The 17,033-nt window shown below is 71.9% G+C and carries 18 protein-coding genes; 13 read left to right on the forward strand and 5 right to left on the reverse strand.

From position 1 onward, the window contains the following. Nucleotides 1-68: 68 nt before the first annotated feature. Genes SKED_RS13160 through SKED_RS13170 form a run of 3 tightly spaced genes read right to left on the reverse strand, consistent with a single transcriptional unit; the run spans nucleotide 69 to nucleotide 2,943 of the window. Entirely contained in the window at nucleotides 69-1,148 is a 1,080-nt protein-coding gene (locus tag SKED_RS13160; protein WP_143755739.1) for an endonuclease/exonuclease/phosphatase family protein, read from the reverse strand. Nucleotides 1,149-1,160: 12 nt separating this feature from the next. Continuing rightward, nucleotides 1,161-2,267, reverse strand: a complete 1,107-nt coding sequence (locus SKED_RS13165) for a sensor histidine kinase (RefSeq protein WP_012867656.1) — start codon at nucleotides 2,265-2,267, stop codon at nucleotides 1,161-1,163. After that, the gene (locus SKED_RS13170) at nucleotides 2,260-2,943 is read right to left on the reverse strand and encodes a response regulator transcription factor (protein ID WP_012867657.1); all 684 of its coding nucleotides are present in this window, start codon (nucleotides 2,941-2,943) and stop codon (nucleotides 2,260-2,262) included. The genes SKED_RS13165 and SKED_RS13170 overlap by 8 nt, the downstream gene beginning before the upstream one ends. An 87-nt stretch (nucleotides 2,944-3,030) precedes the next feature. On the opposite strand from SKED_RS13170, the gene SKED_RS19090 reads away from it, so the two are divergent. Then, the gene (locus SKED_RS19090) at nucleotides 3,031-3,708 is read left to right on the forward strand and encodes a M15 family metallopeptidase (protein WP_217167879.1); all 678 of its coding nucleotides are present in this window, start codon (nucleotides 3,031-3,033) and stop codon (nucleotides 3,706-3,708) included. Nucleotides 3,709-3,710: 2 nt separating this feature from the next. Here the strand turns inward: SKED_RS19090 and phoH2 are convergent, their stop codons facing one another. Together phoH2 and SKED_RS13185 are read right to left on the reverse strand one after the other, a co-directional pair. Further along, nucleotides 3,711-5,072 (reverse strand): RNA 5'-3' helicase PhoH2, encoded by a 1,362-nt coding sequence (gene phoH2 / locus SKED_RS13180; protein WP_042439253.1) that lies wholly within the window; start codon nucleotides 5,070-5,072, stop codon nucleotides 3,711-3,713. A gap of 310 nt (nucleotides 5,073-5,382) precedes the next feature. Continuing rightward, nucleotides 5,383-6,987 (reverse strand): MDR family MFS transporter, encoded by a 1,605-nt coding sequence (locus SKED_RS13185; protein WP_012867660.1) that lies wholly within the window; start codon nucleotides 6,985-6,987, stop codon nucleotides 5,383-5,385. A 144-nt stretch (nucleotides 6,988-7,131) separates the two neighbouring features. Between SKED_RS13185 and SKED_RS13190 the strand changes: the two genes are divergently transcribed. The 12 genes from SKED_RS13190 (at nucleotide 7,132) to SKED_RS13240 (ending at nucleotide 16,927) form a co-directional block, all read left to right on the forward strand. Further along, nucleotides 7,132-7,704 carry a DUF1697 domain-containing protein gene (locus tag SKED_RS13190; RefSeq protein ID WP_012867661.1) on the forward strand — a complete coding sequence of 191 codons (573 nt, stop codon included), beginning with the start codon at nucleotides 7,132-7,134 and terminating at the stop codon, nucleotides 7,702-7,704. 114 nt (nucleotides 7,705-7,818) lie between these two features. Then, complete coding sequence (locus tag SKED_RS13195) at nucleotides 7,819-9,132, forward strand: sensor histidine kinase (protein ID WP_081447992.1); 1,314 nt, start codon at nucleotides 7,819-7,821, stop codon at nucleotides 9,130-9,132. Then, the gene (locus SKED_RS13200; RefSeq protein WP_042439255.1) at nucleotides 9,129-9,863 is read left to right on the forward strand and encodes a response regulator transcription factor; all 735 of its coding nucleotides are present in this window, start codon (nucleotides 9,129-9,131) and stop codon (nucleotides 9,861-9,863) included. The genes SKED_RS13195 and SKED_RS13200 overlap by 4 nt, the downstream gene beginning before the upstream one ends. 51 nt (nucleotides 9,864-9,914) lie before the next feature. Further along, complete coding sequence (locus SKED_RS13205; RefSeq protein ID WP_012867664.1) at nucleotides 9,915-10,097, forward strand: VOC family protein; 183 nt, start codon at nucleotides 9,915-9,917, stop codon at nucleotides 10,095-10,097. A gap of 69 nt (nucleotides 10,098-10,166) precedes the next feature. Further along, nucleotides 10,167-10,301 (forward strand): hypothetical protein, encoded by a 135-nt coding sequence (locus tag SKED_RS20880; RefSeq protein WP_281042881.1) that lies wholly within the window; start codon nucleotides 10,167-10,169, stop codon nucleotides 10,299-10,301. 77 nt (nucleotides 10,302-10,378) lie between these two features. After that, nucleotides 10,379-13,273, forward strand: coding sequence for a DUF4040 family protein (locus SKED_RS13210; protein WP_012867666.1), 2,895 nt, complete (start codon nucleotides 10,379-10,381; stop codon nucleotides 13,271-13,273). Next, nucleotides 13,270-13,647: a cation:proton antiporter subunit C gene (locus SKED_RS13215; protein WP_012867667.1), complete on the forward strand. Its 378-nt coding sequence runs from the start codon at nucleotides 13,270-13,272 to the stop codon at nucleotides 13,645-13,647. Before SKED_RS13210 ends, SKED_RS13215 begins: the two co-directional genes overlap by 4 nt. Next, nucleotides 13,644-15,230: a monovalent cation/H+ antiporter subunit D family protein gene (locus tag SKED_RS13220; protein WP_012867668.1), complete on the forward strand. Its 1,587-nt coding sequence runs from the start codon at nucleotides 13,644-13,646 to the stop codon at nucleotides 15,228-15,230. The genes SKED_RS13215 and SKED_RS13220 overlap by 4 nt, the downstream gene beginning before the upstream one ends. Next, a complete protein-coding gene (locus SKED_RS13225; protein WP_012867669.1) occupies nucleotides 15,227-15,592 on the forward strand; it encodes a Na+/H+ antiporter subunit E in 366 nt (121 codons plus the stop codon). The genes SKED_RS13220 and SKED_RS13225 overlap by 4 nt, the downstream gene beginning before the upstream one ends. Further along, on the forward strand, nucleotides 15,589-15,846 hold the full coding sequence (locus SKED_RS13230) for an MrpF/PhaF family protein (protein WP_012867670.1): 258 nt from the start codon (nucleotides 15,589-15,591) through the stop codon (nucleotides 15,844-15,846). The genes SKED_RS13225 and SKED_RS13230 overlap by 4 nt, the downstream gene beginning before the upstream one ends. After that, nucleotides 15,843-16,178, forward strand: coding sequence for a cation:proton antiporter (locus SKED_RS13235; protein ID WP_012867671.1), 336 nt, complete (start codon nucleotides 15,843-15,845; stop codon nucleotides 16,176-16,178). Before SKED_RS13230 ends, SKED_RS13235 begins: the two co-directional genes overlap by 4 nt. Then, the gene (locus SKED_RS13240) at nucleotides 16,175-16,927 is read left to right on the forward strand and encodes a hypothetical protein (RefSeq protein ID WP_012867672.1); all 753 of its coding nucleotides are present in this window, start codon (nucleotides 16,175-16,177) and stop codon (nucleotides 16,925-16,927) included. Before SKED_RS13235 ends, SKED_RS13240 begins: the two co-directional genes overlap by 4 nt. The last annotated feature ends 106 nt before the right edge of the window (nucleotides 16,928-17,033 follow it).

The following is a 17,033-nucleotide window of genomic DNA, read 5'->3' on the forward strand; positions in this document are numbered from 1 at the left end:
AGCGACCGTCGTCGGACGTCATGAGGTGGACCATGAGACGAAGGTAGCAAGGCCCGTCCTCTGCTGACTCACCTCTGCGCGACCCGGACGACGACGGCGCGGTGGTCGGTGCCGGGGACGTCGACGACCGCACCCGCGCGGACGGTGAACCGCCCCCGGTCGACGAGCACGTGGTCGATGGCCGTCCCGAGCACGCCGGGCAGAGAGCTCGGGAACGTGCCGTACCCGCCGATCCCGGCAGCCGAGCCGGCGTCGACGTAGGTGCCGGTCTCGCGCAGCTGCTGGTGGTCGAGCGTGGCGTTCATGTCACCGGCCACGATGCCGCCCGTCATGGTCCGGAAGAGCGCGCGCAGCTGAGAGCCTTCGCTGCGCCACGCCCCCAGGTCGGCGGTCGGGTCCGGGGGCAACGAGGTCGGGTGCACTGCGGCGATCGGCGGGCCGTCGCCGTCGACCGGCACGACCCGGACTCCTCCGACAGGCCCGTCGACCTCGCGATAGGTGCCCAGCGACTCTGCGACCAGCAGGGCGGTGCCCCGGTTGGGTCCGGCGCCGAAAGCAGGGAAGGACTGGAAGGACTCGCCGTGGCCGATGAGCTGCGCGACCACCTCGTCGACGACGGGTTGCCCCTCGGGGAGCGCGACGACGTCGGCTCCGCTGCTGATGATGAGATCGACGATGGCCGAGACGGTCTCCTCCCCCGCGCGTTCGCCCCGGACGTTGGCCGTGAGCACGGTGATGTCGCCGTCGCGCTCGTCAGCGGCGTCCAGGGGGAGGCCCGCATCCAGACCACGGGAGTCGAGCACGAGCAGGTGCGAGCCTGCCGCGAGCGCGCACACGAGGGCGACGGAGATCGTGCGGGCTGGGCGCCGTCCGCGAGAGCCGATCACGAGCGCGGTGAGCAGCGCCACGACAGCCATGCTGGCGAAGCCCCACAGGAGCCAGGTGCGCAGCGCGACGACCTGCGCGATCCCCTTCTCGCCGGACCAGCCGAGCACCCCGGTAGCGAGCGACAAGACCGCTGCCATCGCGACGACCACGACGGCGATCCATCCGAGAGCCCTGGTCCGCTCCACCCTGCCGCTCGGCACCGAGGCCGTCGACCGTCCCAGAGCAGACTGCGAGCGCACCCCGTCGTCCTGTCCTGTCACTGTGACCTCTCTCTACGACGCAGGGATCTGCGCCCGCACCGTGAGGCCGCCACCAGCACGCGGTACCACGGTGATGCTCCCGGAGTGAGCGCGCGCGACGGAGGCGACGATCGACAGGCCGAGCCCCACGCCGACGTGGGACGGGTCGCGCGGGCGTGTCCTGCCCGCTGCGCGGACGAAGGGTTCCGTGAGCGTGGCCGCGACCTCGTCGCTGACGACCGGGCCGGTGTTGGTGACCTCGACGAGGGCGTCGCCGCGCTCGTCCGTCCACGTGGCGATCTGCACCTGACCGCCGGGGTGGTTGTGCACCACGGCGTTCTGCACGAGGTTGGTCAGGAGCAGTGCGAGCAGCCCGGGGTGACCGGTGGTCGCTGCCGTCACGAGGTCGCAGGTGATGACGACGTCACGGCTGGCAGCAGCGGCACCCAGGTCGTCGGCCGCCGCCTCGGCCAGCGCCGCCAGGTCGACCGCCTCACGGTCTTCGGCAGCGTGGTCCGCACGGGCGAGGGCGAGCAGGGCCTCGGTGAGCGCGATGGAGCGTTCGTTCACGATCTCCAGACGTTCGAGCAGCTGCTCCACGTCACGGTCGGGGTCCGCGCGGGCGACCTCGAGCATCGTGCGGATCACCGCGTGCGGTGTCCGGAGCTCGTGGGAGGCGTTCGCCGCGAACCGCCGGTGCTCGTCGACGGAGGCCTGGACGCGGTCCAGCATGTCGTCGAAGGTGTCGGCGAGCCCGGACAGCTCGTCGGACCGACCCACCATGTCGATCCGGTGGTCCAAGTCACCGGCTCTGACCTGCTCGGCCGTGCCGGTGATGAGGCGCAGGCGTCGCAGCAGACGCCCGGCGAGCAACCATCCGCCACCGAGGCCGAGCGTGGCGAGGAAGACCAGCCCGGCAGAGGCGTACTTGACGAACACCGGCATGAGGTCGGAACGGGACGGTGCGAACCCACCGCCGTACTCCAGGAGGTTGCCGTCCGGCACGAACCGCAGCAGCAGGACACCGACGGCGATCAGCACGACGCCGACCACGACGACGAAGGCGGCGTAGCTCAGGGTCAGCTGCCACCTCAGCGACAGCCCGTGCGGGCGCGAGGGGGCCGGCCGTGTCCTAGGCATCGCTGTCGACGCTCGCAGCGTCGTCGATCTGGTAGCCCACGCCCATGACCGTGCGGATGAGCGACGGCTCACCGAGGCGCTTGCGCAACGCGGAGATGGTGATGCGGACGGCGTTCGTGAACTGGTCGGCGTTCTCGTCCCAGGCACGCTCGAGCAGCTGCTCGGCGCTCACGACACCCCCCTGGGCGTTGAGCAGCACCTGCAGCACCGCGAACTGCTTGCGGGTCAGGGCGACATACCGGCCGTCCCTGTACACCTCTCGCCGGAACGGGTCGAGGCGAAGACCGGCCGAGCTCACGACCGGGGGCCGGCCGACGTCTCTCCTGCGCTCGAGCGCCCGCAGCCGCAAGACGAGCTCGCGCATCGCGAAGGGCTTGGTGAGGTAGTCGTCCGCACCGCTCTGGAACCCGGCCTGCTTGTCGTCGAGCCGGCTCGCGGCGGTGACCATGATGATCCGCGGCCCTCCGGGCTCCTGGGAGACGATCCTCGCGATCTCGTCACCGTCCGGGCCCGGGACGTCACGGTCGAGGACGAGCACGTCGTACTCGTTCACCGCGAGCATCTCCAGGGCGGTGTCGCCGTCCCCGGCGATGTCGGCCGCGATCGCCTCGAGCCGCAACCCGTCACGGACGGCCTCGGCCATGAAGGCCTCGTCTTCGACGATCAGTACTCGCATCCGCTCACCCTAGGCCGGACGACATGTCGGGAGCGTATGCTCCCGGCCATACGTCCTGGCAACGTCTGCTGCGGTCGCATGGTCAGCATGCAGACCACGAACCGCACCGCGCCCCGTCCGACCCGACCCGTCCGGTCCGGGATCCTCATGCTGCTGGCGATCCTCCTCGGGACCGTGCTGGCAGCGTCCCTGGTGGGCTTGATCCTGCTCAGCGTGACGAGCTGGCTCCGGAGCCCCGACGAGACAGCGACGGCGTCGGCGTCGTCCGTCACCGTCAGCTCCGACCTCACGTCTGACGAGCCGCCCCAGACCGGACCGCTCACCGCGGACGACGGCCTCATCCCCGCCCAGACCGACATCACCGCGGGAGCAGACCTGCCTGCCGTGACGCGGCTCGACCCGGCCCTACGCGCCGCCGTCGAGGCCGCGACCGCTGACGCGGCCCTCGACGACCAGCCCCTCTACGTCACCACCGGCTGGCGCAGCGCCCGCTACCAGGGACAGCTGTACGACGAGGGACTGGCCACCTACGGCAGCGAGGAGGTCGCCCGCCAGTTCGTCGCCACCCCGGAGACGTCCACCCACGTCACCGGCACCGCCGTCGACGTCGGTCCCCTGGACGCGATGTACTGGCTCATCGAGCACGGACCCACGTACGGGTTGTGCCAGACCTACGCCAACGAGATCTGGCACTTCGAGCTCGCGACGACCCCGGGAGGCACGTGCCCCGAGATGCTCCCCGACGCCTCCCACCTCGGTGGGTGACGTCACACCTCGATGCGCTCCATCATGTCCGTGACCAGCGCCGCCACCGCAGACCGCTCGGACCGCGTCAACGTCACGTGCGCGAAGAGCGGGTGGCCCTTGAGCGCCTCGATCACCGCGGCGACACCGTCGTGGCGCCCGACGAGCAGGTTGTCGCGCTGCGCCACGTCGTGGGTGAGCACCACCCGCGAGGACTGGCCGATGCGGGAGAGCACCGTGAGCAGCACGTTGCGCTCGAGAGACTGCGCCTCGTCGACGATCACGAAGGCGTCGTGAAGTGACCGCCCGCGGATGTGGGTCAGCGGCAGCACCTCGAGGATCTCGCGGTCGATCACCTCGTCGATCACCTCTTTGCTGACCAGCGCCCCGAGGGTGTCGAACACGGCCTGGGCCCAGGGGCTCATCTTCTCCGCCTCGGACCCCGGCAGGTAGCCGAGCTCCTGCCCGCCGACCGCGTAGAGCGGGCGGAACACCATGATCTTGCGGTGCTGCCGCCGCTCGAGGACCGCTTCGAGTCCTGCGCAGAGGGCGAGGGCGGACTTGCCGGTCCCGGCGCGGCCGCCGAGGGAGACGATGCCCACCGAGTCGTCGAGCAGCAGGTCGATCGCGATGCGCTGCTCGGCCGAGCGACCCCGGACCCCGAAGACCTCGCGGTCGCCGCGGATCAGCTGGAGGTGCTTGTCGGGCGTGACGCGGGCCAGCGCCGACCCGCGGGTCGAGTGCAGCACGAGGCCCTTGTGGCAGAGCAGCGGCTCTGCGGCGGCTGCCGACGCGGCGTCGACCGCGGCGAGCTCCATCGACTCGTGCTCCCACAGCGCAGCCATCTGGTCCTCGGCGAGGTCGAGCTCCCCCATGCCGGTCCACCCGGAGTCGACCGCGAGCTCGGCGCGGTACTCGTCGGCGCTCAACCCGACAGCCGAGGCCTTGACGCGCATCGGGAGGTCTTTCGACACCACGGTGACCGCGGCGCCCTCGGCCGCGAGGTTGGCGGCGACCGCGAGGATGCGGGTGTCGTTGTCCCCCAGGCGGAACCCGTCAGGCAGCGCCGACGGGTCGGTGTGGTTGAGCTCGACGCGCAGGGAGCCGCCGTCGCCGACCGGGATCGGGTGGTCGAGCCCGCCGTTCTTCACCCGGAGGTCGTCGAGCATCCGCAGGGCGCTGCGGGCGAAGTACCCGAGCTCTGGGTGGTGGCGCTTGGCCTCGAGCTCGGTAATGACCACGATCGGCAGGACGACGTCGTGCTCGGCGAACCGGACCAGGGCCTTGGGGTCGGAGAGCAGGACGGACGTGTCGAGCACGAAGGTCTTGCGGACGCCGTCGGCGACCACGGCCCCCTCTGCCGCCTCGGACTTCTCAGCTACCACGGTGTTCTCAGCAACCACAGCGAGCTCCCTCCGGCGCACGTCGTGCGCCTGCCGTCCGTGCGGCGCGCGCTGGGCGCGTCACCGCCGGGCGAGTGGGTCTGGCGGTCCGCCGGTCCACGCAGCAGCGTGGCCGCGGACGGCCTTCCTGCTCGGAGCTGGTGCTCCATGGGCTGGCCTCCCGGAGGACGACGGGTGTCGTCCGTCACCAGCAAACTACGCCGGTGTGATTCGGAGCACACCCCCTCGGAGGTGTTTCGGCGAAGATGTCACCCAGTGTTCACACGGGGCCGTCGCGCGGGCTTGTCGTGGCTCAGACGTGGCCCGACTCGCGCCGCATCGCGACACCTGCGACCAGCCCGACGACGAGCACCGCTGCGACCAGCAGCATCGTGTCGCCGGCAGCCTGTGCGAAGCCTGTTCCGAAGGCCGCGCTGCCCGCCGAGGCGATCGCGTCGGCCACCTCGGGCGGCACACCGTCCGGGACCGGCACCGAGCCGCCGCCCCCGCTGAAGGAACCGCCCGCCGACGCCAGACCATCCACGAAGGACTGCCGGTACTGCTCGGGGAGCGTCTGGGCCGCCTCCTGCGCCGCGGCGGGGAGCGTGACGGCGAGGCGGGTCTGGAGCATCGCGATGATCGCGGCGGAGCCGATCACGCCGCCGACCTGACGCGTGGTGTTGAACGCGCCGGCACCCGCACCGGCCGTCGACTGGTCGAGACCCGCCGTCGCCAGGCTCGCCATCGGGGAGAACACGCATCCCGTCCCCAGGCCGAAGAACAGCATCGGGACGACGATCGTCCACGGCGAGATCCCAGGTGCGATGACGAGGTCCAGCCACACCGTGGCGACGGCGAGGGACGCGAAGCCGGTCACCATGACCCACTTGGCCGGGACCCGGTCGGAGAGCCTGCCGGCGAAGGGCGCGACCACCCCGGAGACCACCGAGCTCGGCAGGCTCACGAGCGCGGCGTGCAGCGGCGAGAGGCCCAGCGTCGTCTGCAGGAACAGCGTGAGCGGGAAGAAGATGCCGATCATCGCGAAGGACACGGCCATGCCGGAGACGTTCGCGAGCGAGAAGTTGCGGAACCTGAACAGGCTCAGCGGCAGCAGCGCGTCCTGACCCAGGCGTCGCTGCCACAGCAGGAACGCGGCGATCACCACCGCCCCGAACCCGATGATCAGCGGGATCGACACCGGTCCCCACACCTGACCCCAGTCGAAGGTCTCCCCCTCCTGGACACCGAACACCAGCGCCCCGAGGCCCACCACGGACAGCACCACGCCGAGGACGTCGAAGGACTTCTTGTTCGTCGCGAGGGCGGGCAGCGACCGGAACGAGAGGAACAGTGCCACGACGCCCACCGGCACGTTGACGAAGAAGATCCACTCCCACCCGAGCGTCTCGACGAACAGCCCGCCGAGCACCGGGCCGGTGATCGTCGCGATCCCTGCGACCGACCCCCATACGCCCATCGCCGCGCCGCGCTTCTGCGGCGGGAACACGCGGGTGATGATCGCCATGGTCTGCGGCGTCATGAGCGCGGCACCGACGCCCTGCACGGCACGGGCCGTGATGAGCATGCCGATGCTGCCCGAGAGCCCGCACCACAGCGAGGCAAGCGTGAAGACCACGAGCCCTGCCACGAAGATGTTCTTGGGTCCGAACCTGTCCCCGAGCCGTCCGGTGACCAGCAGCAGCACGGCGTAGCTGAGCAGGTAGGCGCTCGTCACCCAGCCGACGGCCGACAGCCCGACGTCGAAGGTCTCGACGAGGGTCGGCACCGCGATGTTCACGATGGTGGTGTCGACCATGATCATGAAGAACCCGAGCAGAAGGGGCGGGAGCACGCTCCAGGGGCTGCGACCTCCGAGGTCGACCTGTGGGGAAGCCCCGGCGGAGGTGGGTGCGGCCATGGTGGGTCCTCTCGAGACGGTGCGGGCGAGGGCGCGGGGCGCTGGCCGGGTGCCGGCTGCGCGCCCGGTCTCGCCGGGGCGGTCCGTGACCGCCCGGCCAGTCTGCTCCTGAGCACCGCCGACCACCAGCGGTAGTCTCGGCTCGTGACCCTCACCACTGCTGTCGTGCTGCTGCGCGGCGTCAACGTCGGCGGGCACCGCAAGGTGCCGTCTGCCGACCTGCGCGCGATCGGCGAGACCGCCGGCTGGACGCGCGTCACGACCATCCTCGCGAGCGGGAATCTCGTGGTCTCGGCCCCGGCGCCCGGCACTCCGGCTGCCTCGTGCCGCACGGAGGCAGAGGTCGCCGCGCTCGTCCACGGCGGGCTGCTGGACCGGCTGGGCCTCGACGTCGACGTGGTCGTGGTCTCGCCCGAGACCCTCGACTCCGTGGTCGCCCACCTCCCCTTCCCGGCCGAGGCCGAGAGCGCGCCGTCGAAGCTCCTCGTGACCTTCTACGCCACCCCGCCGACCGCCGACGCCATCGCATCGCTCGACATGAGCCCCCACCCCGAGCGCATGGCGTGGCACGAGGGGACGTCGTACACCGTCTACCCGGACGGAGCCGGCACCACGAAGCTCAGCCCCGCGCTGCTGCGCCGCACGCTCGGCGTCGACGGGACCGCCCGGAACTGGACGACCGTCCTGCGTCTGCGCGACCTCACCGCCGCCGGCTGATCGCGGGCGATCACGCCCCCTCAGCCGAAGGGCCGAGAGACGGCTCCCCTCCCGCGCAAGAGTTCGGCCGGTCGGCCGTCGCTGACGGGTAGCACCGCGCCGTAGGGTCGTCGCATGCGAGTCTCGGACAGCCCTGTGGTCGACGCGCGCTGGGCCCTGCCCGGGGTCCTGGCCGGCGCCGCCCAGAGCATCACGACGTCCCGCGTCCCCCGCCGCACCGCCCGCGACTGGACCATCGACGTCATCGTGTTCCTCATCGCGATCGGCTTCGTGGTGCTCACGATGTTCGCGCAGATGACCACCCCTGACGGCGAGATCGTCTCCTTCACCGACGACGGCGCCGGCGGGACACTCGTCGTCCACCAGGTGCTCGACCCGGTGCTCGGGGTCCTGCTCTCGCTGTCGCTGTGGTGGCGTCGTCGTTTCCCGCTCGCACTGAGCCTCGTCGCGCTCGTCCTTTCGACCTTCACCGTCGGGACCGGCGCAGCGGCGGTCATCCTGCTGTTCACCCTGGCCGTGCACCGCCCGTGGCCCGTCTCCGTCCCGGTCAACCTGCTGCAGATCCCGGTGGCGTTCCTCCACCTGCGCTTCACCACCGGCACCACCGACGACTGGGGCACGCTGATCTTCGGCTCGCTCATCGGCATGATGGTCCTCGCCTGGGGCATCGCCGTCCGCGCCCGGCGCCAGCTCGTGCTGAGCCTGCGCACCGCTGCCGAGCAGGAGCGCCGCCAGACCGAGCTGCGGCTGGTCGACGCCCGTCGCGGCGAGCGCTCGAGCATCGCCCGCGAGATGCACGACGTCCTCGCCCACCGCATCTCGCTGCTGTCCGTGCACGCCGGCGCCCTCGAGTACCGCACCCGCCAGGCCGAGTCCGGGGACGCCGCCGCCCTCACTGCCAGCGAGGTCCACGACGCCGTGGCAGTGATCCGAGAGAACGCGCACCAAGCCCTCGAAGAGCTCCGCGAGGTGCTCACCGTGCTGCGCAGCGACGGCACCGACGAAGGCGACGACGAGACCGGCACGGCGGCTCCGCAGGTCGCCGTCGGAGACCTCGAGACGCTGGTCGAGGAGGCGCGCGCCGCGGGTCAGCTCGTCCGTCTGAGCATCGACGCGCCCGGTCTCGAGGAGTCCCGGCCGCAGCTGCAGCGCACCGTGTTCCGCGTGGTCCAGGAAGGCCTGACCAACGCCCGCAAGCACGCCCCCGAGGTCGCCGTGAACGTCGCGCTGCGCGGCACCGCGGGCGACGAGGTGGTCGTCGAGGTCACCAACGTCACCCAGATCTCCGCGCCCCGGTCGGTCATCCCTGGCGCCGGGGCAGGGCTCACCGGGCTCAGCGAGCGCGTCACCCTGGAGGGCGGCACCCTCGAGGCCGCTGCGAGCGGGGGCGCGTTCCGGCTCCGGGTGCGGCTACCGTGGCGCTCATGATCAGGACCCTCATCGTCGACGACGACGCGCTCGTGCGCGCCGGCCTCCGCCTCATGCTCGCCGGAGCCCCGGACATCGAGGTCGTCGGGGAGGTCGCCGACGGCTCCCTCGTGGCCGAGGCCGTCGCCGCCCACCACCCGGACATCGTCCTCATGGACATCCGCATGCCCGTCATGGACGGGATCGCGGCGACCCAGGCGCTGCGCCAGGGCGCCGCGGCCGCCGGTGGCTCCAGCGGTGCCGACGGTGGCGACGACGAGTCCGCCCAGGACTCCGCCCCGCAGGTCATCGTGCTCACCACCTTCGGGGGTGACGACACGATCCTCGGTGCGCTCCAGGCCGGTGCCTCGGGCTACCTGCTCAAGCACACGCCGCCCGAGGAGATCGTCGACGCCGTCCGCCGGACCGCCCACGGCGACCCCGTGCTGTCCCCCGCGGTGATGAAGGTGCTCATCGACCGGGCGATGGCGGGTGCTCCCCTGGCGCCGTCGGACACCGCACCTGCCGCGCCGTCACGATCAGCCCAGGCTGTCGAGCGCCTCTCCGTGCTGAGCAACCGCGAGCGCGACGTGGCGAGCGCCGTCGCGCAGGGCCTGTCGAACACGGAGATCGCGGAGCAGATGTACCTGTCGATGGGCACCGTGAAGTCGCACATCTCCAGCGCCCTCACCAAGCTCGACTTCAGCAACCGCATCCAGCTCGCGCTGCTCGCCTACGAGGCGGAGCGCTGAGGGCGCTCCCCCCTCTTCCCACACGCGCGCCGCAGAACTAGGTTTCGCTCCATGAGGCCCAAGGCTGTCTCCGTCGGCATCCCCGTCCGCGACCTGGTCGCGGCGACCACGTGGTACCGGTCGGCGTTCGGGCTGGACGAGCCCGACCTGCAGCCGGTCGAGGGGGTCGTCGACCTCTTCGAGCTCACCGACCCCGACGGCAACACCATCGGCTTCGTCACCGAGCTCGCCTGACTGCGGCGGCCATCCCTGGCGCTCCCGGCTGGCTGTCGTGGTGACCGCACGTCGCCTACGATGGTCCGCATGCCTTCGGTCCCCGTGTTCGCGCCTGCCCTCAGGCTCGTGAACCACGTGGAGACCCAGCCGGGCACCAACGGGTACGTCTCCACGTGGGGCGAGCAGCTGGCCGGCTGCCAGCCCGTAGCCGACGTCGCCTAGACGTCGGCCCCGAGGCTCCCCGTGTGAGCCCTCTCCCGGTCCGACAGTGTCCGTGACCTGCCGAACGAGGGATCTTCGTGCTTCTCCTGTGCCTCGCTGCTGCTTGCGCAGCAGCCCTTCTCGCGCCCGCCCTCGGGCGCCGGCTCGGCCGTGCGGCCGGCTGGCCCATCGCCGCGCTGCTGGTCGCCGTGGGCGTTCTGGTCGTCCAGACCTCCCAGCCTGACGCCGTCACCGCGGCAGTCCCGTGGATGCCGACGCTCGGTGTCGAGCTGGCGGTCCGTCTCGACGGCCTCTCGCTGCTCTTCTCGCTGCTCGTGCTCGGCATCGGCGCGCTCGTCATGGCGTACTCCGCGCGCTACCTGCCCACCGGCCGGCACGGCGGCTTCTACGGTCTGATGACGCTCTTCGCCGCGGCGATGCTCGCCCTGGTGCTGGCCGACGACGTCGTGCTGCTCTTCGTCGCGTGGGAGGCGACGACGCTGTGCTCGTTCTTCCTCATCTCGCGGTCCGGAGCCGGTGCGCGTGAGCCCGCGGTCCGTACGCTGCTCGTCACCGCAGCCGGTGGCCTCGCACTGCTGAGCGCCGTCGTCGTCATGGTCGCGCAGGTCGGCTCGACGCGGCTGAGCGTCATCCTCGCCGACCCGGTCTGGGGCGAGAACAGCGGCTTCACCACCGCCGTCGCCGTGCTCGTCGCCGTGGCGGCCTTCACCAAGTCGGCGCAGCTGCCCTTCCAGGCGTGGCTGCCGGACTCCATGGTGGCGATCACGCCGGTGAGCGCATACCTGCACGCCGCGGCGATGGTCAAGGCCGGTATCTACCTGCTCCTGCGCTTCTCCCCTGTGATGTCCGACGTCCCGGTGTGGCGCGTGCTGCTCATCAGCTGCGGGCTCGCGACGGCGCTGATCGGCGCGGTCGCCGCGATGCGCCGCTACGACCTCAAGGAGCTGCTCGCGTACTCGACCATGAGCCAGCTCGGCCTGCTCGTGGCGACCATCGGCGTCGGGACGCCGGCGGCGCTCACCGCCGCCGTGGTCCACACCGCGGCCCACGCGCTCTTCAAGTCCGCACTGTTCATGCTCGTCGGCGTCGTCGACCACCAGGCAGGCACCCGTGACATGCGCCGCCTGTCTGGGCTGCGCCGCACGATGCCGGTCACCCTCGTGGCGATGACCGTCGCCGCCGCGTCCATGGCGGGCGTTCCTCCCCTGCTCGGGTTCGTCAGCAAGGAGAGCATGCTCGACGCCTTCTGGGAGGTCCCCGGCGCCGGACCGGCTCTCGCGGTGGCGGTGGCCCTCGTCGCGGTGCTGACCTTCGCCTACTCGGCCCGGCTGGTCATCGGGGCCTTCGGCGACCGCACCTCAGACGTCGACACCCAGGACGCGGGCCCGGCTGGCAGCGCGGGTGCGACGACAGTCTCGACCACCGAGCCCGACATCGTCACCGACGTCCCCGAGGCCCGTCCGGCCTTTTGGCTGCCCGCCGTGGTACCGGCCGCAGCCGGCGTGGTGCTCGGCCTGGCGCCCTGGCTGCTCGACCGGTTCGTGGGCGACGCCGGATCGGCCGCAACCGGCGACCACACCGACGTCCACCTCACCCTGTGGCACGGCGTCACGCCGGCCCTCGTCCTGTCCGTCTGCGTCATCGCCCTGGGGACGGCCGCGGTGCTCGCCCGCACACGGGTCGAACCCGTCGCGCTCCGGCTCCGCTCTCCCGTCTCGGGCCTCGCGGTGGTCGACGCCCTCCGCGCGCGGACGATCTCCCTGGGCCAGCGGGTCGGGCACCTCACGAGCACCTCGGCGCCCCGTCGCCACCTCATGGTCCCGGTCGTGTGCCTCGTCGGCATCGCCGGGGTCGCCACGGCCAGCGTGCACGGGCTCCCGGACGTCGTCGGCGACCGGGACGTCCCCCTCGACTGGGGGCTGCTCGCCCTCGTGGCGGTCGGCACGCTCGCCGCCGTCATGGCACGGTCGCGCGTCGCCGCGATCGTCGTCCTCGGTGTCGTCGGCTTCACCATGACCGTCTGGTTCTACTCCCTCGGTGCAGCCGACGTGGCCCTCACCCAGCTCCTCGTCGAGGTCCTCACCGTCGTCGTCATGATGCTCCTGCTCCGCAGGCTCCCCCGCACCTTCCGCGCCGACCAGAAGCGGTCTGCGGTCCTGCCCGCCGTGGTGGCGCTCGGCGCCGGCCTGGCGACCACGCTCGGTGTCCTGGCGCTCACCGGTCGGCGCGAGATGTCACCGGTCGGCGAGTACTACGCACGAGAGGGCGAGGCCGTCACGGGCGGAGCGAACGTCGTCAACACGATCCTCGTGGACTTCCGCGCCTTCGACACGCTCGGTGAGCTCACCGTCCTCGGAGTCGCCGGCCTGACGATCGTGGTCCTCCTCCGGTCACGGCGCCTGCTGCCGATCAAGCCCCTGGACACCTCGCGGGCGGCGACCTCTCCGCTCGCCGACGCGCAGGCGAACACCGTCTTCACGCGGGTCCTGACCCGCCTCGTCGGGCCGCTGACCGTGCTGGTGTCGGTGCTGCTGTTCTTCCGCGGGCACCAGGAGCCCGGCGGCGGGTTCATCGCCGCACTGGTCGGGGGCGCCGGGTTCGCGCTCGTGTACCTGTCGGCACCGTCCGACGCCGCGGCGAAGGTCCGGTGGCCGTACCTCACGCTCATCGGGCTCGGGGTGGCCACGGGCACGGTCACCGGGTTCCTCGGGTACGTGGACGGTTCCTTCCTCACACCGCTGCACGCGGACCTGCTCGGGGTGCACCTCACGACGGCGCTGCTCTTCGACGTCGGCGTGTACCTCGCGGTGGTCGGCGTCGTGCTCACCGCCCTCAACCTGCTCGGGCGACCCCGCCCGTCCGCGCAGAGCCCGGCCACGCACCGCGCGCCACCCGATCAACCCGACCCACCAGCCGACGAGCACGCCCCGACCATCGACCACGCCCGCACCGAGGAGGTGGAGCACGCATGACTCTCGCCCTCGCAGCCGGCATCCTCGTCGCCGGTGCCGTCTACCTGTTCTCCCGCCGCGAGATGCTGCGGGTGATCCTCGGTTTCGTGCTGCTCGGGCACGCCGTGAACCTCGTGCTCATGGCTGCCGGAGGGACCAGCCGCCGGGTCGAGCCGATCGGAGCCGACCTCGACCCGGCGGTGGTGGCCGACCCCTTGCCGCAGGCCTTCGTGCTCACCGCGATAGTCATCGCGTTCTCCATCACCATCGTCATGCTCGTCCTGGCCGTCACCGGCCGAGGGGACGACGACACCGCCGACGTCCTCGACAACGACGGCACCGAGCCGGACCTCGAGCCCGCCCGGACCCCCACCTCGACGGAGGCCTCCGCATGACCGGCTCCGCGCTGCCCCTCTTCGTCGCCGTCCCGCTGCTCACGGCCGCCGCCCTCGTCCTCCTCCGAGGCCGACCACGCCTCGACGGCGTGGTGCTCGGCGCCGTCCTGCTCGCCTCGACCGCCGGCGGCGTCCTCCTCGTGCTGGGGGCGCGTGACGGGGACGTCCTCGCGCACGGCGTGGGACTGTGGCCAGTCGGCGTCGCGATCCCCTTCGCCGCCGACATGCTCACCGCCCTCATGCTCACCGTGACGGGCCTGCTCAGCGCCACCTGCGCCGCCTTCGCCGTCGCGTCCGGACATGCGCGGGCGCCGTTCTTCGCGCCCCTCGTGCTGGTCCTCACCGCCGGGGTGAACGGCGCGCTGCTGACGGCCGACCTCTTCAACCTCTTCGTCTTCATCGAGGTCATGCTGCTGCCCTCGTACGCGCTCTTCGTGCTCGCGGGCCCGGGCCGAGGACGCCTCCGGCAGGTCGCCGGGGCACGGCTGTACGTCACGGTGAACCTGCTGACCTCGACGGTGTTCCTCGCCGGGGTCGCCTTCGTCTACGGCGTCGCCGGCACGGTGAACCTTGCCGAGCTCGCCGGAGCGGCCCGAGAGTCCGACGCCGTCGCGACGGCTGTGGCCGTGTGCCTGTTCGCCCTGGGGATCAAGGCCGCGGTCGTCCCGGTGCACGGGTGGCTGGCTCGCGCCTACCCGGCGACCTCCCCCGCGGTCACCGCCCTGTTCTCGGGCCTGCACACCAAGGTCGCCATCTACGCGATCTACCGGGTCTACGCGGTCGTCTTCGACGGCGACGAGCGCTACCTCTGGGTCGGTGTCGCGGTCTTCAGCGTGACGATGGTCGTCGGTGTCCTCGGCGCCGTCGGCGAGACCACGACCCGGTCGATCCTCGCCTTCCACATGGTCAGCCAGATCGGGTACATCTTGCTCGGGGTCGCCCTGTTCACGCTCGCCGGGCTCACCGCCGGGATCTTCTACCTGCTCCATCACATGATCGTGAAGGCCTCGCTGTTCCTGTCGACGGGCGCCGTCGAGGAGCGCTACGGCACGGGGCGACTCGACCGGCTCGGCGGTCTCGCGAGACGTGAGCCGTGGGTCGCGGTGGCGTTCTTCGCCGCAGCGCTCTCCCTGGCCGGGCTGCCCCCGTTCTCCGGCTTCGTCGCCAAGCTCAGCCTCCTCGTCGCGGCGCAGGACGCCGGGCAGGTCGTCGCGGTGGTCGTCATGGTCCTCGTCAGCCTGGTGACCCTGCTGTCGATGCTGAAGATCTGGTCGGGGGTGTTCTGGGGGTCTCCGACGCCTCCCGAGACAGACGACCCGTCGCTCACGCAGGACGGCACCGGTGCCGGTCCGTCGTCGACCTCGAGCGGCACCGCGGCACCCGCCGCCACGGCGACCCTCGCACCCGCGGTCGACGCACCGGCCCGCCGGATCGGCGCAGCCCTCCTCGCGCCGTCGCTCGTCCTCGCTGCCATCACACTCGGCCTGGGCCTCGGCGCCGAGCTGCTCCTCGGCCTCGCCGAGACGGCGGCCGCGGGCCTGCTCGACCCGAGCGCCTTCGTCGAGGCGGTGACGGGATCGTGAGCACGCTCACCTGGCCGCTGCGCCTCGCCTGGTTCGCCGCGTGGTACCTCAAGGAGATCGTCGTCTCCAACGTCACGGTCCTCCGGGACAACCTCACGCCGGGCCAGGCCGGGACCCCGGGCATCGCGCTCTTCCCCACCCGGTGCCGCACCGACACCGAGCTCACCCTGCTGGCAGCGCTCATCACCCTGACCCCCGGGACGCTGACCCTCGGGACCGCCCCGCACGGCGCCCCCGAGGACCCCCGGGTCCTCTACGTGCACGGCATCTACCACCCGGACGCCGACGCCCTGCGCGCCGACCTCGCGGTGATGGAGTCACGGATGCTGCACGCCCTCCGACGCGAAGGAGTCGCACGATGACCGGCATCGACGTCGCGCTCGCCCTGCTGGTGGTGGCCTGCCTGGCCAGCACCTACCGCATGATCGCCGGACCGGCCGAGGCCGACCGGGTGGTCGCCGCCGACCTGCTGCTCTTCGGCATGGTCGGCATCATCGCCCTCGTCGGGGTGCGGACGGCCTCCGCCGCGACCTTCGACATCGTCCTCGTGGCGAGCATGATCGCGTTCCTCGGTGCGCTCTCCCTCGCCCGCACCCTCACGCGGGGGAACCGATGAGCGCCCTCGAGATCGTCGGCCAGGTCCTCGTGGTCCTCGGGGCCCTCGTGTTCGTCACCGCGGCGCTCGGCGTCGTGCGGTTCCCGGACGCCTACACCCGCATCTCCGCGGTGGGCACCGCGGGCGGGGCGGGCATCGTGCTCGTCGTCGTCGGCGCCCTCCTGCTGCAGCCCGGCGTCTCCGCCGCGGTGAAGGTCGCGCTGATCGTCGCGCTGCAGCTGGCGACCTCGTCGGTCGGCACCATGGCCGTCGCCCGTTCCGCCTACCTCGCGGGCACGCCGCTGCGCCGTAAGCACTACGACGACCTCGACACCGAAGGAGCACCACGATGACTCTCACCACGGCACGGCAAGCGCTCCACGACCGGTGCGAGGCCCTCCCCCGGAGCCAGGCGACAGGAGACGGGGGTCTGACGGTGGCCGAGCTCGCCACGCACGGTCTCTGGGTGGGCCTTCACTCGGGCGTGGTCCCCGGCGACGAGGACGTCGTCCAGCCGGTGCTGGCGCAGGTCCTCCGGCTCGCGGGTCTCGACAGCGCACCCGTCCCGCTCGCAGCAGCGGTGACGGGCACCACCGACCCGGTCGTCGACCTCGACCGACCGATCCTCTGCGCGTCCCTCGAGCTCATGGAGGAACCCGGCGCGACGACCATCACCCTCGACGACGTCGCCCACCGCGCCCACGTCTCCCTGGCGAGCCTGCGCAGCACCTTCGTCGACGTCCAGCAGCTCCTTGCCGACCAGATCGCCTTCGTCGCCGACGACGCCGCCGTCGATGCTCTCCCACCCGACCTCCCCGCGGCCCAGGCAAGAGTGGCCGACCAGGTGAACGCCTTCCACAGCGATCCGCGCGCGACGGCGACGCTCCGCCTCCTCACGCTGACGGGACTCACCCGTCAGGCTGCCCGGTCGTGCGTGGACACCGACCTCTACGACGCGGTGGCAGCCGTGGAGGACCCGACGCAGGCGGCTCCCCTGCGGGTCGCGCTGCTGGCGCTCGACGCCCTCGCGCTGTCCGGCGAGACCAGTCTCCCGGCGGACGCGCACGACATCGTCGTCAGGCTCGTGAACCAGGCCGGCTGACCTGCCGCGGCCCGGCTCACGACAGACCGAGCCGGCCTGCGGTCCGGCAGCCCGTCGTGCCGCCACGAGCCGCACGGGCGTATCCTCGTCGGGAACCTCCGCCGTC

This window comes from Sanguibacter keddieii DSM 10542, assembly GCF_000024925.1.
Classification (GTDB): Bacteria; Actinomycetota; Actinomycetes; order Actinomycetales; family Cellulomonadaceae; genus Sanguibacter; species Sanguibacter keddieii.